Genomic DNA, 25,421 nt, shown 5'->3' on the forward strand with positions numbered 1-25,421 from the left:
CAAGCCTCAGGCCGTCGCACTGTTGGCTTCGAGTGTTGTCACAGCTTTATTGCGCAAACGATTGTTCTGGCCAAAATTTTAAGCGATCCGACAGCTTACACCGTGTATGATTGCGCCCGTCAGCCCCGCCGGGGCTTGTGGAATACCACCATGGACTTACCCAGTAGTTACTCGCTAACACGCTTCATGCAGCAAGATCTGATCGATTGATTCTCCTGGCGTGCTCCGCTGCTGGGGGTGGAGTTCGCCTATGACCGAAGTAGAAGTAAAGAAAGCTCAAGACAGCCTGCAGGATCGCCTTGCCCAGGTGATCGAATTGCTGCAGCGCCAGCGCGTGGTTGAGGACCTGACGCACCGTCAGGAAGGTCATCACAATGACCTCGTGGAAAACCTCGTCCACCGGCAGAACCTCGTCGAACTGCAGCGCAAGCTCGATGATCTGCACCTCGCCGACATTGCCTACATCCTCGAAGCCTTGCCCCTGGAAGACCGCCTGACGGTCTGGCAGCTGGTGCGCTCGGATCGTGATGGCGACATCCTGCTGGAAGTTTCCGACGCGGTCCGCCAGTCCTTGATCGCCGACATGGACGATCACGAACTGCTCGCCGCGGCCAAGGAAATGGACGCCGACGAACTCGCCGACCTGGCGCCGGAATTACCGCGAGACGTCGTCCATGAATTGATGGAAAGCCTCGACGCCCAGCAACGTGAGCGCGTGCGTTCGGCGCTGAGCTACGACGAGGAGCAAGTCGGTGCGCTGATGGACTTCGAGATGGTGACCATCCGCGAAGACGTCAGCCTGGAAGTGGTACTGCGCTACCTGCGTCGGCTCAAAGAGCTGCCAGGGCACACCGACAAACTGTTCGTGGTCGACTACGACGGCAAGCTCAAGGGTGTGCTGCCGATCAAGCGGCTGCTGGTCAACGACCCGGACAAGAAAGTCGCGGAGGTCATGGCCAACGACCCGGTGGTGTTCCACCCCGAGGAAGATGCCTATGACGCGGCCCTGGCATTCGAGCGTTACGACCTGGTGTCCGCGCCGGTGGTGGACAAGAACGAGCGCCTGATCGGCCGACTGACCATTGATGAAATGGTCGACCTGATCCGTGAGGAGAGCGAGAGCGAAGTGCTCAACATGGCGGGTCTGCGCGAAGAGGAAGACATCTTCGCCTCGGTCTGGCGCTCGCTGCGCAACCGTTGGGCCTGGCTGGCCATCAACCTGATTACTGCCTTCCTGGCGTCCCGGGTGATCGGTCTGTTCGAAGGCTCGATCGAGAAACTGGTGGCCCTGGCTGCGCTGATGCCTATCGTTGCCGGTATCGGTGGTAACTCGGGTAACCAGACCATCACCATGATCGTGCGCGCGATGGCACTGGACCAGGTGTCGCCGGGCAACACCAGCCGCCTCATGCGCAAGGAGTTGGCGGTTTCGCTGCTCAACGGCCTGATATGGGGTGGGGTGATCGGCGTAGTGGCATTCATGCTCTACGGCAGTTGGTCATTGGGCCTGGTGATGACGGCGGCCATGACCCTCAACTTGCTGCTGGCGGCCTTGATGGGGGTGTTGATTCCGATGACGCTGACCCGCCTGGGGCGCGATCCGGCCATGGGCTCCAGCGTAATGATCACTGCTGTGACTGACAGCGGCGGCTTCTTCATTTTCCTGGGGTTGGCAACGCTGTTCCTGCTCTGAGTAGTGGGACAGCGGCAACAAAAAAGCCAGCTTGCGCTGGCTTTTTTGTGTGTCAGTGCTTTGTATCAGGACGCGTCAGCAGCCATTTCCACATCGTGTGCGATCAGCGCAACCAGTGCGTTCTGCTGACGATGGGACAGCTGGCGGAAGCGTTGCAGCAGTTCGCGTTCGTGCAGGCTGAGCTCTGGGCTGTCCAGGCGCATGCTCAGTTCGTCGCCCAGCGCGCCTTCCTGGATAAGGCTCTGCTCCAGGCGCGCGATGATCTCGGAGTTCATGCTGCGGTGATGGTTGCGCGCTACCTCGGCAATGCGCTCACGCATTCCGTCTGGCAGGCGGACGACGAACTTGTCAGCGGTGCGGCTCGAATAAATAGCCTGTTTCAATGGGCGCATATAAATTGACCGGTTGTTCTAGTTCAGGGGAAGCGGTTCGCAAATTGGCCGCACGGTGGAAGTACGACCGCGGCGACGACAAAATGTTCAACCGTAATGTGGTTTCGGGTTTTCATCTTGCCTCATGTCGCCGATTCCTTGGCGTCAATTCTGTGACAAATAGTGGCTCCGGTACAGGCTTTTTGCCAGTACCAATTATCAGAAATGAGTACTGGTTTGAAAAGATTCACATTGACGCAGAATGCAGGCGCGTCAGACCTTTGTCGTCAAAATCTGGTAACTGGCAGCAAAGGTTAGGGAAAAACCCTAGAATGCGCAGGTTCCCACACCTTGAGCATAGTGGCTATGCAATATGACGCAAGCGGCGCACCGTCCTCAAGAGGGCGGTTGATATTCCTGATGGGACCATCGGGATCGGGCAAAGATTCCCTTATTGATGCTGCGCGCGAGCGCCTTGCCAAGCACGGTGTGGACGTTGCACGAAGGGTCATAACCCGTTCCGCCGAAGCCAAGGGGGAGAGTGCGCTGGGGGTTACGCTCGAACGTTTCGAGGGCATGCGCGCGGCGGGCGAGTTTGCCCTGTGCTGGGCGGCGAATGGCCTCTGCTATGGCATCCCTGCCCAAGTGGAGGATCGTCTCGCCGCTGGCCGTTCGGTGCTGGTGAACGGCTCGCGGGGATACCTGGACGAGGCGCGGCAACGCTACCCGGATTTGCTGGCGGTTGGCCTGACCGTTCTACCTGGCGTACTGCGCCAGCGCTTGACGGCTCGCGGTCGGGAAAGCGCCGAGGAAATCGAACAGCGTCTGGCCCGCGGCGCTCGGCTGCAGGCCTACGATCCCTCGGTGCATGTGCTGGATAACTCGGCTGCGCTCGATGTCGCCGTCGAGGCGCTGTTCGGGGTACTGCGACAGGAGGGAGTCATCGGCCAAGAGCAGGGAAATGATTGACGTGCAAAATGCCCGATAGAAACATGACAAATGCCGATGCGCTGGGTAACATGCTCGCCGTCCCTGCCGTGCAGCGCCCGTTGCCGGCCCCAGTGTCTCAGTAGCTCAATTGGATAGAGCATCCCCCTCCTAAGGGGAAGGTTGCAGGTTCAAATCCTGCCTGGGACGCCATTCACACCCTCCATTGCCAACCCACTCAACGCTGTTCGCCTGCGTGCGCTCCTGTATGGGCGATGTGCGGTCGGGTGTAACCGAGCGCAAAGTAGGCGACCAGGCCGAATATCAGCCCCCAGAAGGCGGCGCCCAGGCCCAGGAAGCTCATGCCAGAGGCAGTGACCAGGAAGGTGATCAACGCAGGCTCACGCTGCTTTTCATCGGCCATGGCACCGGTCAGCCCGGTTGCGATGGCGCCGAACAGCGCCAGGCCGGCGAGGGCGGCGATCATTTCCCGGGGTAGGGCGGCGAACACTGAGGCCAGGGTGGCGCCGAAGGTGCCCATCAGCAGATAGAAGGCGCCACAGGCAATGCCGGCGATATAGCGCTTATCGGGGTTCTCGTGGGCCTCGCGGCCTGTGCAGATGGCTGCGGTAATCGCTGCCAGGTTGACCCCATGGCAGGCGAACGGTGCCAGCAGCAGCGAGCCGATGGCGGTCACCGAGACGATCGGGCGTGCGGCGGTCTGGTAACCGGCTGTACGCAGTACGGCGATACCCGGTACCGACTGGCCTGTGAGCGACACCAGCGCCAGCGGCAGGCCAATGTTGACGATGGCATGCCAGTTCCATTGGGGCGCGGTCCAGAGCGGGACGGCCATCTCCAGCACCAGTGCGCCCGTATCGAGCTGGCCCATGCTGGTGGCGAGCCCGCAGCCAACCACCAGTACCGAGAGGATGGCGTAGCGGGGCGACAGGCGCTTGAACAGCAGGTATGCCGCGAGCATCGAAAGGACCAGCAACGGCTGCAGGCGGATGGAGCTGAACAGCTCAGCGCCGAAGCGGAACAGGATGCCGGCGAGCATGGCGGCGGCAATCGCCTTGGGCAGGCGGCGCATCAGCTTGTCGAACGCGCCGCTCAGTGCGATCACGGCGATCAGCAGCGAGGCAACGATGTAGGCCCCCACGGCCTGCGCCAGTGAAACGGTCGGCAGCATCGACACCAGCAGCGCCGCGCCGGGTGTCGACCACGCGGTGATCACCGGCACTCGCAGTTTCCAGCTCAGCAGCAAGCCGGTCAGGCCACTGCCGATGGAGATCGCCCAGATCCACGAGGCGGTTGCCTCGTTGCTGAGCTGGGCCTGATGGGCAGCCTGGAACACGATGATCAACGGGCCGGCGTAGGAAATGATCACTGCGATCAGGCCGGCGACCAGCGCCGAAAGCGAGAAGTCTTGTCTGAGTCTGTCCATGACGAATTGCCGATTCCCTGTAGCAAGGCGATTGAGGAGGGCTGGATTGAATCCCGTTACACGCCCGCTGTCGAGTGCTGCGAGGGCAGCCTGCCCTGCCGCGAGAGGCGTGGCCCAAGGCAGGGCCACGCGCCTGGCTTAGAGCTCGATATCCGTGAGCTCGTCGCTTTGCTGCACGCCCTGCTGCTGGCCGAGCTTGGCCAAGGCCTTCGCCTCGACATCATCCTGCATTCGCTGAGCGATCTGCTCATCGATCATCGCTTTCTTCTCCGGTGGCAACGCGTCGTACTCCTCCTCGGTCAGGCCTAGCTCCTGGAGGTATTTCTCCTTGATCTTTTCCGCCGGCGACTTCTCCACGTAGTCGCGGAACTCCTGTCGTACATCGCTGAGCTGCGGCTTGTCGACGCTGCCCTGCTGGCGTGCGGCAACGTCTGGGTTCTGCAGCATGACCATGAGCTTGGCAAAGGCCTCCTTGCGATTGTCTTCGCTGTTCTGCTGCGAGGTGCTGCCCTGGCTGTTGTGCTGTGCGGTGGTGCCGCTGGCGGCGGCGATCGGCTGGAACTGCAGCGCCGGTGCCAGCGCCTGTTCGTTGCCGATGCGACTGGATGGCTGCACCGCGGGCTGCCAAGGCATCCCGCTGATTGAAGTGAGCATGTCTCCTCCTTGAATGGGTCAATAAGCGCGATCGAAGGGGCAAAAGCTGTGCCAGCGCGCAAACTCGTCGGAATAGCCCGCCGGGGCTATTCCGGCAACGCTGTACTGGGCATATGCTTGCCCCCCAGAGGAACAGGATTGCCGACTGCGGCAATCACGATGAACATCCGCAGCACCGTGATCGGGGCGCAGTAGCCGGATACCAGGGAGAGCGTCCATGAGTCAGCCACCAACGCCGGTACCGACCGGCTTCAGCGAGCAGCAACTGCACACTTTGTTCGACCTGATCAGCGACGGCATCTGGGACTGGGATGCCAACACCGGCTACGTCTACCGCAACCCGGGCTGGTACGCGATGCTGGGTTATGCCAGCCATTCGATGGCCAATTCGGTCCTGACCTGGGAGAGCGTGATCCACCCGGAAGACTTCCCCCGGGTGATGGCCCACTTCGAGGCCTACATCAATCAGCGCAACGAGCGCTACCGTATCGAGTACCGCTGCCGCTGCCAGGACGGCAGCTACCTGTGGGTCGAGGACAGCGGCCATATCATCGCCCGCAACGAGGATGGCTCGGTGGCACGCATGCTAGGTGCCCATCGCAACATCGATGCCGGCAAGCGGCTGGTCGCCGAGCTGGAGCAGCGCAATCAGTCGCTGGAGTGCCAGGTGGCCGAGCGTACCCGCGAGCTGTCCTGGGTCAACCAGCAGTTGCAGCGTCAGCTCGACGAAAACCGTGATCTGGCCGAGCGTGATCCGTTGACCCGCACCGCCAATCGCTATCGCCTTGAAAAGACCCTCGAGCAGGAATGCGAGCGCGCCCGTCGCTACCGCCAGCCTCTGGCGCTCATCGCCATGGACCTGGATGACTTCAAGCCGATCAATGACCTGCACGGTCACGCCCGTGGCGATGCTGCGCTGGTCGAGGTGACCGAGAGCATACGCGAGTGCCTGCGTGCCCAGGACCTGCTGGCACGTTGGGGCGGGGATGAGTTCGTGGTGGTCCTGCCGCAGACGGCCTTGGAGGAAGCACGCGAAGCCGCGCGCAGGATACGCCAGGCCGTAGCGTCCATGGCGCCGGTGGGCGATTGCCAGCTGACCATGAGCTACGGCGTGGTGCAATGGCAGGACGGGGAGGATCAACGCGCCTTGCTGGCCCGGGCTGACAAGGCGCTGTACCGGGCCAAGGCGGCCGGCAAGAACGCCATCGTCGAATAAAAAAATGCCCGCAGCGCCTGGTAACGCTGCGGGCCAAATCGGCTATTGCCGCTTCAGTGTTTGAGGCTAGATATGCAGTGCGTGGCCAAGGGCACGCAGCGCCGCTTCCTGCACGGCTTCACCCAGCGTCGGGTGGGCGTGGATGGTGCCGGCGATATCTTCCAGTCGGGCGCCCATCTCCAGTGACTGGGCAAAGGCGGTGGACAGCTCGGACACCGCCACCCCCACCGCTTGCCAGCCGAGGATCAGGTGATTGTCGCGGCGCGCTACCACCCGCACGAAGCCGCTCTTCGACTCCAGGCTCATGGCCCGACCGTTGGCGGCAAACGGGAATTGCGCGACGATGCAGTCCACGCCCTGTTGGCTGGCCTGTTCCGGCGTAGTGCCGGCCACCACCACTTCCGGGTCGGTGAAGCACACCGCGGCGATTGCGCTGGGCTCGAAGCGCCGCGCCTTGCCGGCGATGATTTCCGCCACCATCTCGCCCTGGGCCATGGCCCGGTGCGCCAGCATCGGCTCGCCGGCCACGTCACCGATGGCCCAGACGTTGCGCATGCTGGTCTGGCAGCGCTCGTCGATGGCGATGGCCGCACCGTTCATCTTCAGGTCCAGGCTTTCCAGGCCAAAGCCCTGAGTGCGCGGGCGACGACCCACGGCCACCAATACCTGATCGGCCTCCAGGCGCAGCTGCGCGCCCTGGCCATCACGCGCCAGCAGGCAGCCGTCGGCATAGCCCTCGACGCTATGGCCCAGGTGCAGTGCGATGCCCAGTTTCTTGAGCGATTCAGCTACCGGTGCAGTGAGCTCGGCGTCGTAGGTGGGCAGGATGCGCTCGCGGGCCTCCACCACGCTCACCTTGGCGCCCAGCTTGCGATAGGCGATGCCCAGCTCCAGGCCGATATAGCCACCGCCGACCACCACCAGGTGCTGCGGCAGGGCCTTGGGCGCAAGGGCTTCGGTGGACGAGATGATCGGCCCGCCGATCGGCAGCATCGGCAGTTCCACGCTGCTCGAGCCGGTGGCCAGCAACAGGTGCTCGCACTGGATGCGTTGGCCGTCCACCTCGACGCTCTTGCCATCGAGGATCTTCGCCCAGCCGTGGATCACTTTCACGCCGTGTTTTTTCAGCAGGGCGGCGACGCCGCTGGTGAGGCGGTCGACGATGCCGTCCTTCCACTCGACGCTGCGGCTGATGTCCAGGCGCGGCGAAGAGACGCTGATGCCCAGTGCCGACGGTTCGGTGTAGCGACTGGTCTGGTGGAACTGCTCGGCCACATGGATCAGCGCCTTGGACGGGATGCAGCCGATGTTCAGGCAGGTGCCGCCCAGCGCCTGGCCTTCCACCAGCACGGTGGGGATGCCCAGTTGCCCGGCGCGGATGGCGGCCACATAGCCGCCAGGGCCGCCACCGATGATCAGCAGGGTGGTGTCGATGATCGGTTGCATGGTCACTCCACGAACAGGCAGGCAGGTTGTTCCAGCAGGCCGCGCACGGCCTGGATGAACAGTGCGGCATCCATGCCGTCGACCACGCGATGGTCGAACGAGCTGGACAGGTTCATCATCTTGCGCACGACGATCTGGCCATCGATCACCACCGGCCGTTCGACCATGCGGTTGACGCCGACGATCGCCACTTCCGGGGTGTTGACCACCGGCGTGCTGACGATGCCGCCCAGCGCGCCGAGGCTGGTCAGGGTGATGGTCGAGCCGGACAGTTCTTCACGGGTGGCTTTGTTGTTGCGTGCGGCATGGGCCACGCGGGCGATCTCGCTGGCGTTGCTCCACAGGCTGCCGGCTTCGGCGTGGCGCAGCACCGGCACCATCAGGCCGTTGTCGCCCTGGGTGGCGATGCCCACATGCACCGCGCCGTGGCGGGTGATGACCTGGGCCTCGTCGTCGTAGGTGGCGTTGATCTGCGGGAAGTCGCGCAGGGCGACGACCATGGCGCGCACCAGGAACGGCAGCAGCGTCAGCTTGCCACGGCTGTCGCCGTGCTTGGCATTGAGTTGCTGGCGCAGGGCTTCGAGCGCCGTGACGTCGATTTCCTCGACATAGCTGAAGTGGGCGACGCGACGCTTGGCGTCCTGCATGCGCTGGGCGATCTTGCGGCGCAGGCCGATCACCGGCACCTGTTCGCTGTCGGTGCGCTTGCCGTAACCGCCCGGCGCCTGCCCGCTGTTGCTCTGCGGTTTGCTGATGAAGGCGTCGAGGTCCTCATGCAGGATACGCCCGGCAGGGCCGCTGCCATGCACGTAACGCAGCTCGATACCGGCATCCAGCGCGCGTTTGCGCACGGCAGGCGAGGCCAGTGGCTTCTCGTGTGCTTCGCGCGGCACGATCGGTGCCGCGGTGTGGCTCGCTGCAAACTGTGGCGCAGCTTCGACGCGTGGTTCGGGCTTGGCTTCGGCCTTCACTGGCGCGGCAGGTGCGTCCACTGGTTTGCTCTGTGGCGTATCGACATGGTTGCCGCTGCCCTCGACTTCGATGCGGATCAGCTCGCTGCCGACCGCCATCACTTCACCCGGCTGGCCGCCCAGGGCCAGCACCTTGCCGCTGACCGGCGAAGGGATTTCCACGGTGGCCTTGTCGGTCATGACATCGGCCACCACCTGGTCCTCGGCGATCATGTCGCCGACCTTGACGAACCACTCGACCAACTCGACCTGCGCGATGCCTTCACCGATATCCGGCATCTTGATGACGTGCGTGCCCATTCAGACCTCCATGACCCGTTTCAATGCCGCGCCTACCCGCGAAGGCCCTGGGAAGTAGGCCCATTCCTGTGCGTGGGGGTAGGGGGTGTCCCAACCGGTGACGCGCTCGATCGGCGCTTCGAGGTGATGGAAGCAGTGCTCCTGGACCAGCGATACCAGTTCGGCGCCGAAGCCGCAGGTGCGGGTGGCTTCGTGCACGACCACGCAGCGGCCGGTCTTCTTCACCGACTCGACGATGGTCTCCAGGTCCAGCGGCCACAGGCTGCGCAGGTCGATGACTTCGGCGTCGACGCCGGTTTCTTCAGCGGCCACTTGCGACACGTACACGGTGGTGCCGTAGGTCAGCACGGTGACGTCGTTGCCCGGGCGGGTGATCGCCGCCTTGTCCAGCGGCACGGTGTAATAGCCGTCCGGCACGCTGCTGTGCGGGTGCTTGGCCCAGGGGGTAACCGGGCGGTCGTGGTGGCCGTCGAACGGGCCGTTGTACAGGCGCTTGGGCTCGAGGAAGATCACTGGGTCATCGCACTCGATCGAGGCGATCAGCAGGCCCTTGGCGTCATAGGGGTTGGACGGCATGACGGTGCGCAGGCCGCACACCTGGGTGAACATCGCTTCCGGGCTCTGGCTGTGGGTCTGGCCGCCATAGATGCCGCCGCCGCAGGGCATGCGCAGGGTCAGCGGCGAAATGAACTCGCCGGCCGAGCGATAGCGCAGGCGCGCCATCTCCGAGACGATCTGGTCGGAGGCCGGGTAGAAGTAGTCGGCGAACTGGATCTCGACCACCGGGCGCAGGCCATAGGCGCCCATGCCCACGGCGGTGCCGACGATGCCGCTTTCGGAGATCGGCGCATCGAACACCCGCGACTTGCCGTACTTGGTCTGCAGGCCTTCGGTGCAGCGGAACACGCCGCCGAAGTAGCCAACGTCCTGGCCGTAGACCACCACGTTGTCGTCGCGCTCGAGCATGACATCCATGGCCGAGCGCAGGGCCTGGATCATGGTCATGGTGGTGGTGGACATGGCGTTTTCCAGGTCAATGCTGTTGTTGTGATCGTTCATCTCAGGCCCCCAGTTCCTGGCGCTGACGGCGCAGGTGGTCGGGCATTTCCTTGTACACGTCTTCGAACATCGAGGCCGCGCTGGGGATATGGCCATTGCTCAGGGTGCCGAACTGCTCGGCGTCCTTCTGCGCCTTGATCACCTCGGCCTCCAGCTCCGCGCTGACTGCCTGGTGCTCCTCTTCGGACCAGTGCCCGGCCTTGATCAGGTGCTGCTTGAGGCGGGCGATCGGGTCGCCCAGCGGGAAGTGGCTCCAATCGTCCGCAGGGCGGTACTTGGACGGGTCGTCCGAGGTGGAGTGCGGGCCAGCGCGGTAAGTGACCCACTCGATCAGCGTCGGGCCCAGGCCGCGGCGGGCGCGTTCGGCGGCCCAGCGCGAGGCCGCGTAGACGGCGATGAAGTCGTTGCCGTCGACCCGCAGCGAAGCGATGCCGCAACCGACGCCACGGCCGGCGAAGGTGGTCGACTCGCCACCGGCGATGGCCTGGAAGGTCGAGATCGCCCACTGGTTGTTGACCACGTTCAGGATGACCGGGGCGCGGTACACATGGGCGAAGGTCAGCGCGGTGTGGAAGTCGGACTCGGCGGTGGCGCCGTCGCCGATCCAGGCCGAGGCGATCTTGGTATCGCCCTTGATCGCCGAGGCCATGGCCCAGCCGACTGCCTGGACGAACTGGGTGGCGAGGTTGCCGCTGATGGTGAAGAAGCCGGCCTCGCGCACCGAGTACATGATCGGCAGCTGGCGGCCCTTGAGCGGGTCACGGGTGTTGGACAGCAGTTGGCAGATCATCTCCACCAGCGACACGTCGCGGGCCATCAGGATGCTCTGCTGGCGGTAGGTGGGGAAGCACATGTCGGTGCGGTTCAGGGCCAGCGCCTGGCCGCTGCCGATGGCTTCCTCGCCCAGGCTCTGCATGTAGAAGGACATCTTCTTCTGGCGCTGGGCCACGACCATGCGGCTGTCGAAGATGCGCGTCTTGAGCATGGCGCGCATGCCTTGGCGCAGCACCTGCGCGTCGATGCCCTCGGCCCATGGGCCTACGGCGTCGCCGTGTTCGTTGAGCACGCGCACCAGGCTGCCGGAAAGGTCGGCAGTGTCGGCAGGTTCTACATCGATGGGCGGTTTACGGACTTGACCCGCGTCGTTCAGGCGCAGGTAGGAGAAATCGGTCTGGCAGCCTGGCCGGCCTGTAGGCTCGGGCACATGCAGACGCAGGGGGGCGTACTCGTTCATGCTTTTTACGCTCGCTCGGCTGTTGTTTTTGTGAGCTTTGAAGCGGTCGCCGCTGCCTGCCGGCTTGTGACTGGCAGGTCAGCGTCTGTTACATCATAGGGGGACGGCAGGAGAATTTTTCTCTCAAGTTCATTGCCTTTGTCCGACGCTGGAGATAAACATTCCGCACAAACACAAAAACCAGGTGAATTTGTCTCATGCGCAAACTGGATCGCACGGATATCGGCATTCTCAACAGCCTTCAGGAAAACGCGCGGATCACCAACGCGGAGCTTGCGCGTTCGGTCAATCTGTCGCCCACCCCCTGTTTCAACCGGGTCAAGGCCATGGAGGAGTTGGGGGTGATCCGCCAGCAAGTGACGCTACTGTCGCCCGAGGCGCTGGGGCTGGACGTCAACGTGTTCATTCACGTCAGCCTGGAGAAGCAGGTGGAGCAGTCGCTGCACCGTTTCGAAGAAGAGATCGCCGAGCGCCCCGAGGTGATGGAGTGCTACCTGATGACCGGCGACCCGGATTATCTGCTGCGGGTGCTGCTGCCCAGCATCCAGGCGCTGGAGCGTTTTCTCGATTACCTGACTCGCTTGCCGGGGGTGGCCAACATCCGTTCCAGCTTCGCCCTCAAACAGGTGCGCTACAAGACAGCGTTGCCGTTGCCGGCCAATGGCATGACCTTGCGTGAGCACTAGGCGAGCACTGTCCAGCTGCTTGAAGTTTCGAACAGCCCAAGCCAATGTTGCGCCCGGCGCCATTCCCGGCACGCCAACACCCCAAGAAGGACAGCGTCATGACGACCGAAGGCCCGTGCAACCTGGCAGAGCACCTGAAGGGCATCGACGAGATCGAGTGCGTTACCCCAGATTTCAACGGCGTGGCTCGCGGCAAGGTCATGACCGCCGAAGGCTTCCTTGAAGGCCGGCGCCTGCAGATGGCGCGCGGAGTACTGCTGCAATGCATCATGGGTGGCTACCCGGCGGCGAAATACTATGGCAGCGACGACAGCGACCTGGCGCTGGTGGCCGACCCTGCGCAGATCCACCGCCTGCCCTGGAGCGACGAGCCTCGCGCCCTGGCCATCTGCGATGCGGTCGAACTCGACGGCGCACCGTCGCAATTGTCCAGCCGTGGCCAGCTCAAGGCGGTGATCGCCCGTTACGCCGAGCACGGCCTGGCGCCGGTGGTGGCGACCGAGCTCGAATTCTTCGTGTTTGCCCCCAACAGCGACCCGCAGCAGCCGTTCCAGCCGCCGCTGGGCAAGGATGGCCGCCGGGAGATGGGCCATTCGGCATTCAGTGTCAGTTCCAACAATGGCCTGCGGTCGTTCTTCAGCGAGGTTTACCGGTGCATGGCTGCGCTGGGCCTGCCGCGCGACACCTTCATGCACGAGATGGGCGTCAGCCAGTTCGAGATCAACCTGCTGCATGGCGACCCGCTGCTGCTGGCCGACCAGACCTTCCTGTTCAAGCACCTGCTCAAGGAAGTGGCGCTGCGCCATGGCCTGACCGTGGTGTGCATGGCCAAGCCGCTGGCGCATACGCCCGGCAGTTCGATGCACATTCACCAGAGCCTGGTGGACATCGCCAGTGGGCGAAACGTGTTCAGCGACGAGCAGGGCAGGGCAACCGACACCTTCCATCATTTCATTGGTGGCCTGCAGGCCTGCCTGGCCGACTTCACCGCGCTGTTCGCGCCCAACGTCAATTCGTACCAGCGCTTGTGCCACCCCTACGCTTCGCCGAACAACGCCTGCTGGTCGCACGACAATCGCGCCGCTGGCCTGCGCATTCCGGCCAGCTCGCCAGTGGCGCGGCGGGTGGAGAATCGCTTGCCCGGCGCCGACGCCAACCCCTATCTGGCAATTGCCGCCAGCCTTGCCGCCGGCCTGCATGGCATCGAGCAGCAAATTGCCCCAACGCCCGCTATCCAGGGCGAATTCGAAGTGCCCGAGCACCTGAGCTTGCCCTGCACCCTGCATGCAGCGCTGCAGCGCCTCAAGCACAGTGAGCTGGCCCATGAGCTGTTCGGCAATGAGTTCATCGAAGGCTATATCGCCACCAAGACCCTCGAGCTGAGCGACTTCCTCGACGAGATCACGCCTTGGGAGCGGCGGGTGCTGGCGGCGCAGGCCTGAGCGCGACGCAAGCTGTAACGGGCCCGCCGTTGGCGATCTTTTTCGCCTGCGGGGGCCTGCGTCGCGGCGCATTTGCTTTTATGCTTGCCTGCAACCCACCGCCACCTGCGCCAGGAGCCCACGGGACGTATGCGAAATATCTGGAAGCCGTTTCAGTCGTTGTACTTCGCTGCCTTGATGATGCTGATCGGCTCGGGCCTGCTCAGTACCTACCTGGCCCTGCGCCTCGCCGCCGATCACGTCGACAGCCTGTGGATCGGTGCGCTGATGGCGGCCAACTATTTCGGCCTGGCGGTGGGCGGCAAGGTCGGCCACCGGCTGATCGGTCGGGTCGGGCATATTCGCGCCTATGCCACCTGTGCCGGTATCGTCTGCGCGGCGGTGCTCGGGCATGGCCTGACAAGCTGGCTGCCGGCCTGGATCGGGCTGCGGATGATCGTCGGCCTGGGGATGATGTGCCAGTACATGGTCATCGAAAGCTGGCTCAACGAGCAGGCTGATGCCAAGCACCGTGGCGCGGTGTTCAGCGGCTACATGATCGCTTCTTATCTGGGGCTGGTGCTGGGCCAGCTGATTCTCGTGGTGCACCCACAGCTGGGGCCGGAGCTGCTGATGCTGGTAGCCATGTGCTTCGCCCTGTGCCTGGTGCCCGTGGCCATGACCCGGCGCATCCACCCCGCACCCCTGCGCCCGGCACCGATGGAGCCGAAGTTCTTCATCAAGCGGGTGCCGCAATCGCTCTCCACGGTGCTGGGTTCGGGGCTGATCGTCGGTTCGTTCTATGGTCTGGCACCGCTGTATGCCACCAGCCAGGGCATGTCCACCGAGCAGATCGGCCTGTTCATGGGTAGCTGCATCCTGGCTGGGCTGGTGGTGCAATGGCCGCTGGGCTGGCTGTCCGACCGCTATGACCGCGCGGTGCTGATCCGCAGCGTGGCAATCGGCCTGGCGCTGGCCTCGGCGCCTCTGGCGATCCTGCCGGGTGTGCCGCTGGAGCTGTTGTTCGGTATCGGCTTCTTGATCTCGCTGCTGCAGTTCTGTTTGTATCCGCTGGCCGTGGCGTTTTCCAACGACCATGTGGAAAGCGAACGGCGGGTATCGCTGACCGCCATGTTGCTGGTGACCTATGGGGTGGGTGCCTGTATCGGGCCGCTGGCGGCCGGGGTGCTGATGAAGCTGCTGGGCCCGCAGATGCTGTATGCGTTCTTCGTGTTCTTTGCGCTGGTGCTGGTCTGGCGTATCCGGCCCAAGGCGGTTACCGGGCTGCACCAGGTCCAGGATGCGCCGCTGGGGCACGTGGCCATGCCGGCGGCCGGTTCGCCACTGTCGGCGGCACTTGACCCGCGGGTCGATGAGCAGACCGTGCAGGAGGTTATGCAGACGCCGGTAGCGGCAGAAGATACCGAAGCGGATGAGAAGGGTGTTGAGCCGTCCGTGCAGCCTGGCGCCGAGGTCGACAAGTCGGTCACTTAGGTTGCGGCGGCCGACCCGCTCTTCGGTCGGCGCGCAGCGCTGCAAACAAAAACGCCACCCTAGGGGTGGCGTTTTGTTTGGCTGTGAATCAGTAGTCGTCTTTGTCGAAGCGTCGTGCTTCGCGCTGCAACTGATAAACGAAGCTCTCGATCTTGCGCTGCGCCTGGCCGTTGAGGTTGTGGAAACGTACGCCGGCGAAGGTGGTGTTGATGCGCTCTTCGAAGTGCAGGTGGCGCAGTTCGACCATGGTGTCGGCCAGGCCCAGCGGGTTGGCGGCCTTGAAGCGTTCATACACCTGGCCCAGTTGCAGGCGCTCCTCGACGTTGCCCTCAAAGCGCAACTTGCAGCCGGTGGCAGAGATGTCCAGCAGCTTGCCGCGCAGTGCGCCATTGCCTTTCAAGTGGGTGCCGTCGAGAACGATGTCGACCAGCTGCGACAGCTTGAGTGCCGCACGGAAGGCGCTGCGGCGCTGATGGTAAGTGACTTCGGTGGGCAGCGGGCCGCGGTAGCAGCGGTGGCCATCGATCTCGGTGATGGTCAGCGGTGTGTCGCACTCCCAGGCGATGCGTACGCCGTCATGGAAGCCTTCGACACGGAACGCTTCGCCGTTCTCGATGTATTTCTCCCCATCGCGAGGGATCATTTCGTCCAGGGCCAGAACGCCGTTGTCGCGGTCGATGTGCACCACATAGCTCTGGAACCGCTGGCTGCGCTCATGGAAGCTGATGATCAGCGGGTCGTGGCTCTCCAGCAGCTGGCGCAGGTTGGCCGCGATTTCCAAAGGGGTAGTGAGCACCTTTGGTGGCTGGGGGGCATCGGTTTCATTGAACACGGGTTCTAAATCTCCAGGCAAAAACGACACACGCAAGTTACGGCATTTTGCCAGTATGCTCCGTGCCTTGAACAGGGAAAATCACACTTGGCTGAGCGCCCGGGGCTTGGCCATCGGCGAGGTGGTGCCACGGCTGTCGTACAGCGAAGGAGAATCGCCACCCATGAGGATGCTGACCTGGTTGGCCGTGGCACGCTGCTGTATCTGGATGACCTGGCCATTGGTCTCGTTGGCCTTCTGGCAGGCGTCCATCAATGCGCTGAGCGCATCGAGCCGTTGCAGCAGGGCCTCGCCATTGGGCGACTGTGCGGCCAAGGCTTGTACGCCTGCACGATCGGTGCTCAGACCGATGTCGTGCAGCAACTGGCTGCGTCGGCGACCCTGCTGCTCGAGCAAGATGATCAACGACTGCTTGCGGGCCAGGATCTGTTCCAGCAGCGGCATGTCCCGCCCGTGCAGGGCGATCGTCTCGCTCTGGAGCAGGTCGAGCAATTCCTGCGTTGGCGCGATGTCGTTTTCGATCAGTTGCAGCAGAGTGATGTCGTGCATGGCTAACTCTTGGCGTGTTGCGTCCTTGAAGTCAGCGCGCCTGGAGGTTAGCGCTGGGCTTCGAAATCAAGCAGTTTACTGGCGACGCGGTCGGCGTCCACCTTGTAGCTGCCGTCCGCGATCGCTTGTTTCAACTCGGCCACACGGGCGCTGTTGACGATCGGCTGGTCGCGCAGACTGTCGCTGATCTTCTGCAGCTGCTGGGCTTCTGGGCTGAAGTGTACCGCTTCACCACTGGCATTGGCGCTGGGCGCTACGCTGCTGGCGTCGGCTTTGTCGACGTTGCCAGGCGCGGCATTGCCGCGAACGCCACCCGTGCTGGGCGGAGAATTATTCACACGACTGAAGTCGATGACCATGATCAAAACCTCTGGGTATTTGTACGCATACCCTGTTTTCGGCCAACCCGAAAAAAACTTTAGGCAGGAATGCAGTGCTGTCTGGCAGCACGCTTGCGCAACCCGATTCCGACACAGTTTAGGGGGAGCGGTTCCCTGCCGCCAGCCTTCTGTCGTGATCCGGCGGTGAATATTGCTACATGGCCACCTCGACCTGCCCAGGCCCTGTGACCCGCGCTTTCACCACGCGCTTGGAGTTCAGGTTGCGTACCCGGATCTGTTCCTGCAGGCCGCCTTTGCTCAGGGCTTCGCCTGGCATGCGCACGCTGAGGGTGCCGCTGCGCGCGACAATCACCACGTGATCGCCTTTGCGCACCAGCTCCGCCTGCTCCAGGTGTTGCTGGGTCAGCACCTGGTCAATCACGGTGGGGCGCAGCAGCTTCATGCCCACTGCCTGGTCCATTTGCGTCAGATAGCCTGGGCCCAGCGTGCCGACATCGCGTTCGCGCAGGGCAATATCGCCTTCGCCGACCACGCTTTCGCGCTTGAGCGGCCGCGTCATCACCACCACGTCGCGCAGCAGCCGTACCTGGGCGGGCACGAAAATGGTCCACGGGGCCGTGCCATCGCAGCGCACCTTTACCGTGACTCGGCCCAGCGGGGTCGGGCTTTCCAGTGAAGCGTCAAGTTGCTGGCTGCACAGCGGCATGCGCAGGCGCGGGTCGAGCCTGTTGACCTGGATCTCGTAGCGGCCGCTGGTCTGGGTGGTCGCCAGATAATCTTCCACGGTGAACTCAAGAAACCCTTGGGTGACACCGATAAGCTGTTCAGGCAAGGTAAAAGCATCCGCCAGCGTGCGAACACCGGGTGCCATGAGGCACAGGGTGGCCAGCGAGCCGGTCAGCAGGCGCGTCAGTCGTCGGGAAAATGTCGTTTTCGTGTACATGGCGCTCAAAAAAGCAAAGCCCGTGCCGATTTGGTATTCAGGCAATCGTTGGAGGGGTCCGGCATGGCTGGAGTGATGGATTCGGTCAACCAGCGCACGCAGCTGGTGGGGCAGAATCGCCTGGAGCTGTTGTTGTTTCGCCTCAATGGCGACCAGCTCTACGGCATCAATGTATTCAAGGTCCGGGAGGTGTTGCAGTGCCCGGATCTGACGGTGCTGCCCAAGTCGCATCCGGTAGTGCGTGGGGTGGCCAACATTCGCGGGGCGACCATCCCGATCCTGGACCTGTCGATGGCGACGGGCTTGCCGGGGTTGAAGGAAGACACGCGTAACAGCTTTGTGATCATCACCGAGTACAACACCAAGACCCAGGGTTTTTTGGTGCACTCGGTCGAGCGCATCGTCAACATGAACTGGGAAGAGATCCATCCGCCACCCAAGGGGACCGGGCGCGATCACTACCTGACCGCGGTCACCCGGGTCGACAATCGCATGGTCGAGATCATCGACGTGGAAAAGGTGCTGGCGGAAGTGGCTCCGTCGTCCGAGTCGGTGTCCGAGGGCGTGATCGATGCCGAGGTGCAGGACAAGGCCGTGCTGCTGCGGGTACTGACCGTCGATGATTCGTCGGTGGCACGCAAGCAGGTCAGCCGCTGCCTGCAGACTGTCGGTGTCGAGGTGGTGGCGCTCAACGATGGTCGTCAGGCGCTGGATTACCTGCGCAAGCTGGTCGATGAAGGCAAGCGGCCGGAGGAGGAATTCCTCATGATGATCTCGGACATCGAGATGCCGGAAATGGACGGCTACACCCTGACGGCCGAGATTCGCAGCGACCCGCGCATGCAAAAGCTGCACATCGTCCTGCATACTTCGCTGTCCGGGGTCTTCAACCAGGCCATGGTCAAGAAGGTCGGGGCCGATGATTTCCTGGCCAAGTTCAAGCCGGACGACCTTGCCCAGCGGGTAGTCGACCGGATCAAGGCGACGCATTGAAACGGCCGGGGCCAGTCCCCGGCGCTAGCGATTTAGAAAGAGGCGGCAGCATTGTCTACGGGTAATTTGGATTTCGAACAGTTCCGGGTCTTCCTGGAGAAAGCCTGTGGCATCCTGCTGGGCGAGAATAAGCAGTACCTGGTCTCCAGCCGTCTCAACAAGTTGATGGAGCAGCAGGGCATCAAGTCGTTGGGTGAGCTGGTGCAGCGCATCCAGTCGCAACCGCGGGGTGGTTTGCGCGAGCAGGTGGTCGATGCCATGACCACCAACGAAACCCTGTGGTTTCGCGATACCTACCCCTTCGAGGTGCTCAAGAACAAGGTCATCCCCGAGTTCATCAAGGGTAACCCTGGCCAGCGCCTGCGCATCTGGTCGGCGGCCTGCTCGTCGGGGCAGGAGCCGTACTCCATCTCCATGGCCATCGACGAGTTCGAGCGCGGCAACCTTGGCCAGCTGAAGATGGGCGCGCAGATCGTTGCCACTGACCTGTCCGGCTCGATGCTCACCAACTGCAAGACCGGCGAATACGACAGCCTGGCCATCGCCCGCGGCCTGTCGCAGGAGCGCCTGCAGCGTTACTTCGACCCCAAGGGGCCGGGGCGTTGGGCGGTCAAGGCGCCGATCCGCAGCCGCGTCGAGTTCCGCTCGTACAACCTGCTGGACAGCTATGCGCCCCTGGGCAAGTTCGACATCGTGTTCTGCCGTAACGTGCTGATCTACTTCTCGGCCCAGGTCAAGAAGGACATCCTGCTGCGTATCCATGGCACGCTGAAGCCTGGTGGCTATCTGTTCCTGGGTGCATCCGAGGCGCTCAACGGATTGCCGGATCACTATCAGATGGTCCAGTGCAGCCCGGGCATCATCTATCAGGCCAAGTAACGCCTGAGGCGGTAAACCAAGGCCGGTGTCGTGAGACACCGGCCTTTTTCATGGGCGCGGCAAATGACGTCAATTTTTTGGATTGCCGCTTTTGCCGGGCGGCAATTGCCGCTTGCCTGCTGCGCGGCGGAAGCGATTTGCCGCTTTTCTGGCAATGGCGGCAGGCCGAAAAGCCCCGGGGCCCATTGAATGCGGGGCTTTGCAAAGCTGGCACAGGCCTTGCTAAAGCTTAGCCAACGAAATTCTGGTCACCTATGAAGGTTTCCCTGATATGAGCATCAGCTTCGACAAGGCGCTTGGCATACACGAAAAGGCATTGGGCTTCCGCGCCCAGCGTGCCGAAGTGCTGGCCAACAACATTGCCAACGCCGATACGCCGAACTACAAGGCGCGTGACATGGACTTCTCGTCGGTGCTCGCCGCCGAGGCCGACAAGCAGCAGAGGGGGCGCATCGCCCTGGACCGCACCAACAATCGGCATATCGAGGCCGAAGGGTTGGCAATGGCCGACGACACCCTGCAGTACCGTACCCCGATGCAGCCGTCGATCGACCAGAACACCGTCGATGCCCAGATCGAACAATCGAACTACACAGAGAACGCGATCGGCTTCCAGGCCAGCTTCACGTTGCTCAACAGTAAATTCAAAGGGCTGGTATCGGCCCTGCGCGGAGAGTGACCATGTCCCTTGCCAGTGTTTTCAATATCGCCGGTAGCGGCATGAGCGCGCAGAACACGCGCCTGAACACCGTTGCCTCGAACATCGCCAACGCCGAGACCGTCTCCTCGAGCATCGACCAGACCTACCGTGCACGCCACCCGGTGTTCGCCACCACCTTCCAGAACGCCCAGGCCGGCACCAGCCAGTCGCTGTTCGAAGACCAGGGCGAGGCCGGGCAGGGCGTGCAGGTCAAGGGCATCATCGAGGACCAGAGCAACCTCGAAGCGCGCTACGAGCCGAACCATCCGGCGGCCAACAAGGACGGCTACGTCTACTACCCGAATGTGAATGTGGTCGAGGAGATGGCCGACATGATCTCCGCCAGCCGCGCGTTCCAGACCAACGCCGAGCTGATGAACACCGCCAAGAACATGATGCAGAAAGTGCTGACCCTGGGTCAGTAAGCTCGGAGCCGCCATGACCACAACCAATACCAGTAACGACGTCGGTAGTGCCTACCTGAAGTCGTTGCAGAAGACCGACAGCAAGAACAGCAGCACGACCGGTCAGGCCGGCAGTGCGCTGGGCAAGGATGCGTTCCTGCAGCTGCTGGTGACGCAGATGAAGAACCAGAACCCGCTCGATCCGCAGGAGAACGGCGAGTTCGTCGCGCAGCTGGCGCAGTTCAGCAGCCTGGAAGGTATCCAGTCGCTGAACGATTCGGTCAACGGGATCCTGACCGGCATTGGCTCGTCCCAGGCGCTGCAGGCCACTTCGCTGGTCGGCCGCTCGGTGATCGTGCAGACCGACAAGGCGGTGGTGGACACCACTTCCAGCTTCAATGGCCAGGTCGTGGTGCCGCAGAGCATCAGTGACGGCAAGGTCACCATCAAGGACAAGGACGGCAACGTCGTCAAGACCATCCAGCTGGGTTCGCAGAAGGCCGGTACCGCCGACTTCATCTGGGATGGCACCAATGAAAAGGGCGAGAAAGTCGCCCCGGGCACCTACACCTTCGCGGCCGAGACCACGGTCGAGGGCAAGGCCAAGACGCTGTCCACCTTGCTCCCGGCAAGGGTCAACAGTGTCAGCTTCCAGAACGGCAGCGAGATGATGCTCGACCTGGCCGGCATCGGCAAGATCGGCATCTCCAAAGTCACCAGCATCGGAATCTAACGCCGCAGAATCGGCACAAGGAGCGAGTCAATGTCTTTCAATATCGGCCTGAGCGGTCTCTACGCGGCGAACAAGGCTCTGAACGTTACCGGCAACAACATTGCCAACGTCGCCACCACTGGTTTCAAATCGTCGCGCGCCGAGTTCGCCGACCAGTATTCGCAGTCGATCCGCGGTACTTCCGGCGGCAAGACCCAAGTCGGCAGCGGCGTGAAAACCATGGCCGTTTCGCAGATGTTCAACCCGGGTAACATCAATGGCACCGGCCAGGCGCTGGACATGGCCATCGACGGTAACGGCTTCTTCGCCCTGAGCGACAACGGTTCGCGCATCTACACCCGCGCCGGCGCCTTCTACAGCGACAAGGACGGCTACGTCGTCAACTCCAGTGGTGCCAACCTGCAGGGTTATGCGGTGGACGGCAACGGCAAGGTCGTCAAGGGTGTGCTGACCGATCTGAAGATCGACACCTCGAACCTGTCGCCCAACCCGACCGGTCGTGTGTCCGAGACCGTCAACCTGAACTCCAGCGCGACCCAGCCGAGCGTGGCGCCGTTCGATCCGGCCAACGTCAACAGCTACAACTACACCTTCAATACCGACGTCTACGACAGCCAGGGTAATGCGCACCAGCTCAACCAGTACTTCGTCAAGGATGCAGGTACCAACTCCTGGACCATGTACACCACCATCGACGGTCGCAACCCGGCTGACCCGACCTTGACCACGCCGCTGATCAACAAGCTGCCGTTCAAGACCGACGGCACCCTGAATACCGCCGGCATGACCGCAGGTGCGGTGCCGGGTGGCTTGACCATCGGTGCCGACAAGACCTTCCAGCTCACCGGCTGGGTGCCGGCCGAGAAGAACGCGGCGGGCGCCTGGGTTGCCAACGGCGCCACCGCACGCACGGGGGGCGTCACCCTCGATATGCTGGCTACCACCCAGTACAACGCAGCGTCGGCCACCACTGCCAAGAGCCAGGATGGCTATGCCACCGGTGAGCTCGCCGGCCTGACCGTCGACCAGAGCGGTAACCTGTTCGCCAACTTCACCAACGGCCAGGACAAGGTCATCGGCCAGGTGGCGATCGCCAACTTCGCCAACCTGCAAGGCCTGACCCCGGTGGGCGGTACGGCCTGGAAAGAGTCCTACGCTTCGGGCGTGCCGATCATCGGCGAGCCGGATACCGGCACCCTGGGCCGCATTGCCGGCAGCTCCCTGGAAGACTCCAACGTCGACCTGACCGGCGAGCTGGTCAACCTGATCAAGGCGCAGAGCAACTACCAGGCCAACGCCAAGACCATTTCCACTGAAAGCACCATCATGCAGACCATCATCCAGATGACCTGATGATCGTGGTTGGGCAAAGCCCCTGCTTGCAGGGGCTTTTTCACATCTGGCGGAGGGTGATGCCATGAGGAGAGTGTCGAGGATTGCAGGGTTGCTGCTGGCGCTGCTGGTTGCGTGCTCGCTGCAGGCCGCGCCGGCGCCCTGGTACCAGTGGCAAAGCCTGGCTACCGGGCGCTACCTGTGTTCGGCAACCAATCCGGGTGACGGCTGGAAGCTGCACTCGGGGCCTTACACCAATGGGGCGTGCCGCAATGACTGATTCGGCGCTTGCCGCCAGCGGCAAAGATTCGCCGACAAACTGACGCTCAGCAGGCCTGCGCGGCCTTGAAAGCCCCGTATTGAAAGGCTTTGCCAGTGTGGTTCGATAATTGCTTAAGCCTTGCCAACGACAGCGCGGCAAGGTTCGCGCAGAGGAGATGCTGTGGACAAGATGCTTTATGTGGCCATGACCGGTGCCAGCCAGAACGCGCTGGCGCAGAAGGCGCATGCCAACAACCTGGCGAACGTTTCCACCAATGGTTTCCGGCGTGATCTGGAGCAGGCGCGTTCCATGCCGGTATTCGGTGACAGCTTTCCGGCGCGAGCCTTCGCCATGAGCGAGCGCCCGGCCACCGACTTCACCGGTGGTGCCCTGGTCGAGACCGGGCGTGACCTTGATGTAGCGGTCAGTGGCGAAGGTTTCATTGCCGTGCAGGCGCCCGATGGCAGTGAAGCCTATGTGCGTACCGGCAGCCTGAACATTGACGCCCTTGGCGTGCTGCGCGCCGGCAACGGCATGCCGGTGATCGGCAACGGCGGCCCGATTGCTGTTCCGCCAGAGCAGAAGGTCGAGGTCGGCGAGGATGGCACCATCAGCATCCGCGCCATGGGCGAAGACCCGCGTGCGTTGGCCCAGGTCGATCGGATCAAGCTGGTCAATCCGGACATCAAGGGTCTGACCAAGGGGCTCGACGGCATGATCCACACCACCAACGGCCAGCCCGCCAATGCCGACGTCAACGTGCGCGTGGTCTCGGGTTTCCTTGAGTCGAGCAACGTCAATGCGGTCGAGGAAATGACCTCGGTACTGGCGCTGTCCCGGCAGTTCGAACTGCACGTCAAGATGATGAACGCGGCCAAGGAAGGCGACGAAGCCATGGCTCGGGTTTTGCAAATCGGCTAATCACATTTGAACGGGTGCCGTAAAACAGGCGCACGAGGAGAACACTAGATGCTTCCGGCTCTTTGGGTCGCTAAAACCGGCCTGTCCGCCCAGGACACCAACCTCACGGTCATTTCCAACAACCTGGCCAACGTCTCGACCACGGGCTTCAAGCGCGACCGCGCCGAGTTCCAGGACCTGCTGTACCAGATCAAGCGCCAGCCTGGCGCGCAGTCCACCCAGGACAGCGAGCTGCCTTCGGGCCTGCAGGTCGGTACCGGTGTGCGCATCGTCGGCACCCAGAAGAGCTTCACCGCCGGCAGCCTGCAAACCACCGAGAACCCGCTGGACATGGCGGTCGACGGCCGTGGATTCTTCCAGATCCTGCAGCCCGATGGCACCGTGTCGTACACCCGTGACGGCACCTTCCACCTGAACTCCGACGGCCAGATCGTCACCGCCAACGGTTTCGCCCTGGAGCCGGCCATCGTCGTGCCGGCGGATGCCCAGACCTTCACCGTCGGCCGCGACGGTACCGTGTCGATCACCACGGCCGGCAACCCGGCAGCGCAGGTCATCGGCAACATCCAGACCGCCGACTTCATCAACCCGGCCGGCCTGCAGGCGATCGGCGGCAACCTGTTCCTCGAGACCGCCGCCAGCGGCGCGCCGCAGGTCGGCACCCCGGGCCTGAACGGTTTCGGCACCACCCAGCAACAGACCCTGGAAAACTCCAACGTCAGCACCGTCGAAGAGCTGGTGAACATGATCACCACCCAGCGGGCCTACGAGATGAACTCCAAGGTCATCTCCACTGCCGACCAGATGCTGTCGTTCGTCACCCAGCAGCTGTAAGCCATGACGGCCCGCCAGTGCGGGCCGTTTGAACATCCGTTGGCTGTTGCCGCGGCCGTTACGCCACGAGGTAAGCGTCATGAATCGTCTGTTGTCCGTTTTCGCCCTGGGGGGGGCGGTGTTGCTGGCCGGTTGCGTCGCGCCGACGCCCAAGCCAAACGACCCGTACTATGCGCCGGTGTTGCCGCGCACCCCGTTGCCGGCAGCGGCCAACAACGGCTCGATCTACCAGGCCGGTTTCGAGCAGGGCCTGTATACCGACCGCAAGGCGTTCCGGGTCGGTGACATCATCACCATCACCCTCAACGAACGCACCTCGGCGAGCAAGAACGCCGGCTCGCAGATCCAGAAGAACAGCAAGGCCGATATCGGCCTGACCTCGTTGTTCGGCACCATCCCCAACACCAACAACCCGCTGGGCAGCGGCGACCTCACCCTAGAGGCCGGTTACAGCGGTGACCGCACCACCAAGGGCGACAGCAAGGCGACCCAGGGCAACACCCTGACCGGTTCGATCACTGTCACCGTCGCAGAAGTGCTGCCCAACGGGATCATCGCCGTGCGTGGCGAAAAGTGGATGACGCTGAACACCGGCGAAGAGCTGGTGCGCATCGCAGGCCTGGTGCGTGCCGATGACATCGCCACCGACAACACCGTGCCGTCCACTCGCGTGGCCGACGCGCGCATCACCTATTCGGGCACCGGCTCGTTCGCCGATGCCAGCCAGCCCGGTTGGCTGGACCGTTTCTTCATCAGCCCGCTCTGGCCCTTCTGAGTAC

27 protein-coding genes and 1 tRNA gene are annotated in these 25,421 nt (G+C 63.1%); 17 read left to right on the forward strand and 11 right to left on the reverse strand.

Annotated elements, in window-relative coordinates; genetic code table 11:
• The first annotated feature begins 250 nt into the window (after positions 1-250).
• Positions 251-1,693, forward strand: coding sequence for a magnesium transporter (mgtE, locus tag RTH46_RS04435; RefSeq protein ID WP_316905117.1), 1,443 nt, complete (start codon positions 251-253; stop codon positions 1,691-1,693).
• A gap of 65 nt (positions 1,694-1,758) precedes the next feature.
• Here the strand turns inward: mgtE and RTH46_RS04440 are convergent, their stop codons facing one another.
• Positions 1,759-2,085 carry an Arc family DNA-binding protein gene (locus tag RTH46_RS04440; RefSeq protein WP_033699552.1) on the reverse strand — a complete coding sequence of 109 codons (327 nt, stop codon included), beginning with the start codon at positions 2,083-2,085 and terminating at the stop codon, positions 1,759-1,761.
• Positions 2,086-2,430: 345 nt separating this feature from the next.
• Here RTH46_RS04440 and phnN point away from each other — a divergent pair, with 345 nt between their 5' ends.
• Together phnN and RTH46_RS04450 are read left to right on the forward strand one after the other, a co-directional pair.
• Complete coding sequence (gene phnN / locus RTH46_RS04445) at positions 2,431-3,033, forward strand: phosphonate metabolism protein/1,5-bisphosphokinase (PRPP-forming) PhnN (RefSeq protein ID WP_153787319.1); 603 nt, start codon at positions 2,431-2,433, stop codon at positions 3,031-3,033.
• Between the two features lie 94 nt (positions 3,034-3,127).
• A tRNA-Arg gene (locus RTH46_RS04450) sits at positions 3,128-3,204 on the forward strand.
• A 25-nt stretch (positions 3,205-3,229) separates the two neighbouring features.
• On the opposite strand, the gene RTH46_RS04455 is transcribed toward RTH46_RS04450, so the two are convergent.
• Both RTH46_RS04455 and RTH46_RS04460 read right to left on the reverse strand, forming a co-directional pair.
• The gene (locus RTH46_RS04455) at positions 3,230-4,438 is read right to left on the reverse strand and encodes a benzoate/H(+) symporter BenE family transporter (RefSeq protein WP_279845431.1); all 1,209 of its coding nucleotides are present in this window, start codon (positions 4,436-4,438) and stop codon (positions 3,230-3,232) included.
• A 138-nt stretch (positions 4,439-4,576) separates the two neighbouring features.
• Complete coding sequence (locus tag RTH46_RS04460) at positions 4,577-5,092, reverse strand: hypothetical protein (RefSeq protein ID WP_316905118.1); 516 nt, start codon at positions 5,090-5,092, stop codon at positions 4,577-4,579.
• A gap of 217 nt (positions 5,093-5,309) precedes the next feature.
• Between RTH46_RS04460 and RTH46_RS04465 the strand changes: the two genes are divergently transcribed.
• Positions 5,310-6,308, forward strand: coding sequence for a diguanylate cyclase domain-containing protein (locus RTH46_RS04465; protein WP_153787316.1), 999 nt, complete (start codon positions 5,310-5,312; stop codon positions 6,306-6,308).
• Between the two features lie 66 nt (positions 6,309-6,374).
• Here RTH46_RS04465 and lpdA read toward each other — a convergent pair whose 3' ends face one another.
• The 4 genes from lpdA to RTH46_RS04485 are packed head-to-tail and all read right to left on the reverse strand — an operon-like array spanning position 6,375 to position 11,318.
• Positions 6,375-7,754 (reverse strand): dihydrolipoyl dehydrogenase, encoded by a 1,380-nt coding sequence (lpdA, locus tag RTH46_RS04470; protein ID WP_316905119.1) that lies wholly within the window; start codon positions 7,752-7,754, stop codon positions 6,375-6,377.
• A gap of 2 nt (positions 7,755-7,756) precedes the next feature.
• Positions 7,757-9,025, reverse strand: a complete 1,269-nt coding sequence (locus tag RTH46_RS04475) for a dihydrolipoamide acetyltransferase family protein (protein ID WP_153787314.1) — start codon at positions 9,023-9,025, stop codon at positions 7,757-7,759.
• Positions 9,026-10,084, reverse strand: coding sequence for an alpha-ketoacid dehydrogenase subunit beta (locus RTH46_RS04480; RefSeq protein WP_110991900.1), 1,059 nt, complete (start codon positions 10,082-10,084; stop codon positions 9,026-9,028).
• A 1-nt stretch (position 10,085) separates the two neighbouring features.
• A complete protein-coding gene (locus RTH46_RS04485; protein WP_316905120.1) occupies positions 10,086-11,318 on the reverse strand; it encodes a 3-methyl-2-oxobutanoate dehydrogenase (2-methylpropanoyl-transferring) subunit alpha in 1,233 nt (410 codons plus the stop codon).
• A gap of 197 nt (positions 11,319-11,515) precedes the next feature.
• Here RTH46_RS04485 and bkdR point away from each other — a divergent pair, with 197 nt between their 5' ends.
• The 3 genes from bkdR (at position 11,516) to RTH46_RS04500 (ending at position 14,919) form a co-directional block, all read left to right on the forward strand.
• Positions 11,516-12,004 carry a Bkd operon transcriptional regulator BkdR gene (gene bkdR, locus RTH46_RS04490; RefSeq protein WP_125465000.1) on the forward strand — a complete coding sequence of 163 codons (489 nt, stop codon included), beginning with the start codon at positions 11,516-11,518 and terminating at the stop codon, positions 12,002-12,004.
• Between the two features lie 200 nt (positions 12,005-12,204).
• Positions 12,205-13,446, forward strand: a complete 1,242-nt coding sequence (locus tag RTH46_RS04495; RefSeq protein WP_316905174.1) for a glutamine synthetase family protein — start codon at positions 12,205-12,207, stop codon at positions 13,444-13,446.
• A 129-nt stretch (positions 13,447-13,575) separates the two neighbouring features.
• Entirely contained in the window at positions 13,576-14,919 is a 1,344-nt protein-coding gene (locus tag RTH46_RS04500) for an MFS transporter (protein ID WP_153787312.1), read from the forward strand.
• A gap of 88 nt (positions 14,920-15,007) precedes the next feature.
• Here RTH46_RS04500 and RTH46_RS04505 read toward each other — a convergent pair whose 3' ends face one another.
• The 4 genes from RTH46_RS04505 to flgA all read right to left on the reverse strand — a co-directional run bounded on the left by RTH46_RS04505 (position 15,008) and on the right by flgA (position 17,584).
• Positions 15,008-15,751, reverse strand: a complete 744-nt coding sequence (locus tag RTH46_RS04505; protein ID WP_316905121.1) for a flagellar brake protein — start codon at positions 15,749-15,751, stop codon at positions 15,008-15,010.
• Between the two features lie 81 nt (positions 15,752-15,832).
• Positions 15,833-16,300, reverse strand: coding sequence for a flagella synthesis protein FlgN (locus RTH46_RS04510; RefSeq protein ID WP_153787310.1), 468 nt, complete (start codon positions 16,298-16,300; stop codon positions 15,833-15,835).
• 47 nt (positions 16,301-16,347) lie between these two features.
• Positions 16,348-16,659, reverse strand: a complete 312-nt coding sequence (flgM, locus tag RTH46_RS04515) for a flagellar biosynthesis anti-sigma factor FlgM (RefSeq protein ID WP_153787309.1) — start codon at positions 16,657-16,659, stop codon at positions 16,348-16,350.
• 175 nt (positions 16,660-16,834) lie between these two features.
• Positions 16,835-17,584, reverse strand: a complete 750-nt coding sequence (flgA, locus tag RTH46_RS04520; protein WP_153787308.1) for a flagellar basal body P-ring formation chaperone FlgA — start codon at positions 17,582-17,584, stop codon at positions 16,835-16,837.
• A gap of 63 nt (positions 17,585-17,647) precedes the next feature.
• Between flgA and RTH46_RS04525 the strand changes: the two genes are divergently transcribed.
• From RTH46_RS04525 to flgH, 10 genes are all read left to right on the forward strand, one after another.
• Positions 17,648-18,577: a chemotaxis protein CheV gene (locus tag RTH46_RS04525; RefSeq protein ID WP_279845438.1), complete on the forward strand. Its 930-nt coding sequence runs from the start codon at positions 17,648-17,650 to the stop codon at positions 18,575-18,577.
• A 51-nt stretch (positions 18,578-18,628) separates the two neighbouring features.
• Complete coding sequence (cheR, locus tag RTH46_RS04530; protein ID WP_153787306.1) at positions 18,629-19,456, forward strand: protein-glutamate O-methyltransferase CheR; 828 nt, start codon at positions 18,629-18,631, stop codon at positions 19,454-19,456.
• A 271-nt stretch (positions 19,457-19,727) separates the two neighbouring features.
• Entirely contained in the window at positions 19,728-20,135 is a 408-nt protein-coding gene (flgB, locus tag RTH46_RS04535; RefSeq protein ID WP_110991890.1) for a flagellar basal body rod protein FlgB, read from the forward strand.
• A 2-nt stretch (positions 20,136-20,137) separates the two neighbouring features.
• Entirely contained in the window at positions 20,138-20,581 is a 444-nt protein-coding gene (gene flgC / locus RTH46_RS04540; protein ID WP_110991889.1) for a flagellar basal body rod protein FlgC, read from the forward strand.
• A 13-nt stretch (positions 20,582-20,594) separates the two neighbouring features.
• Positions 20,595-21,293 (forward strand): flagellar hook assembly protein FlgD, encoded by a 699-nt coding sequence (flgD, locus tag RTH46_RS04545; RefSeq protein ID WP_153787305.1) that lies wholly within the window; start codon positions 20,595-20,597, stop codon positions 21,291-21,293.
• Positions 21,294-21,323: 30 nt separating this feature from the next.
• Complete coding sequence (gene flgE / locus RTH46_RS04550; protein ID WP_316905122.1) at positions 21,324-22,646, forward strand: flagellar hook protein FlgE; 1,323 nt, start codon at positions 21,324-21,326, stop codon at positions 22,644-22,646.
• A gap of 64 nt (positions 22,647-22,710) precedes the next feature.
• On the forward strand, positions 22,711-22,905 hold the full coding sequence (locus RTH46_RS04555) for a hypothetical protein (RefSeq protein WP_153787303.1): 195 nt from the start codon (positions 22,711-22,713) through the stop codon (positions 22,903-22,905).
• A 162-nt stretch (positions 22,906-23,067) separates the two neighbouring features.
• Positions 23,068-23,808, forward strand: coding sequence for a flagellar basal-body rod protein FlgF (gene flgF, locus RTH46_RS04560; protein WP_279845440.1), 741 nt, complete (start codon positions 23,068-23,070; stop codon positions 23,806-23,808).
• Between the two features lie 48 nt (positions 23,809-23,856).
• Complete coding sequence (gene flgG, locus RTH46_RS04565) at positions 23,857-24,642, forward strand: flagellar basal-body rod protein FlgG (protein WP_316905123.1); 786 nt, start codon at positions 23,857-23,859, stop codon at positions 24,640-24,642.
• 79 nt (positions 24,643-24,721) lie between these two features.
• Positions 24,722-25,417, forward strand: coding sequence for a flagellar basal body L-ring protein FlgH (gene flgH, locus RTH46_RS04570; RefSeq protein WP_125464986.1), 696 nt, complete (start codon positions 24,722-24,724; stop codon positions 25,415-25,417).
• Positions 25,418-25,421: the final 4 nt, after the last annotated feature.

This window comes from Pseudomonas sp. zfem004, assembly GCF_032621715.1.
Classification (GTDB): Bacteria; Pseudomonadota; Gammaproteobacteria; order Pseudomonadales; family Pseudomonadaceae; genus Aquipseudomonas; species Aquipseudomonas sichuanensis.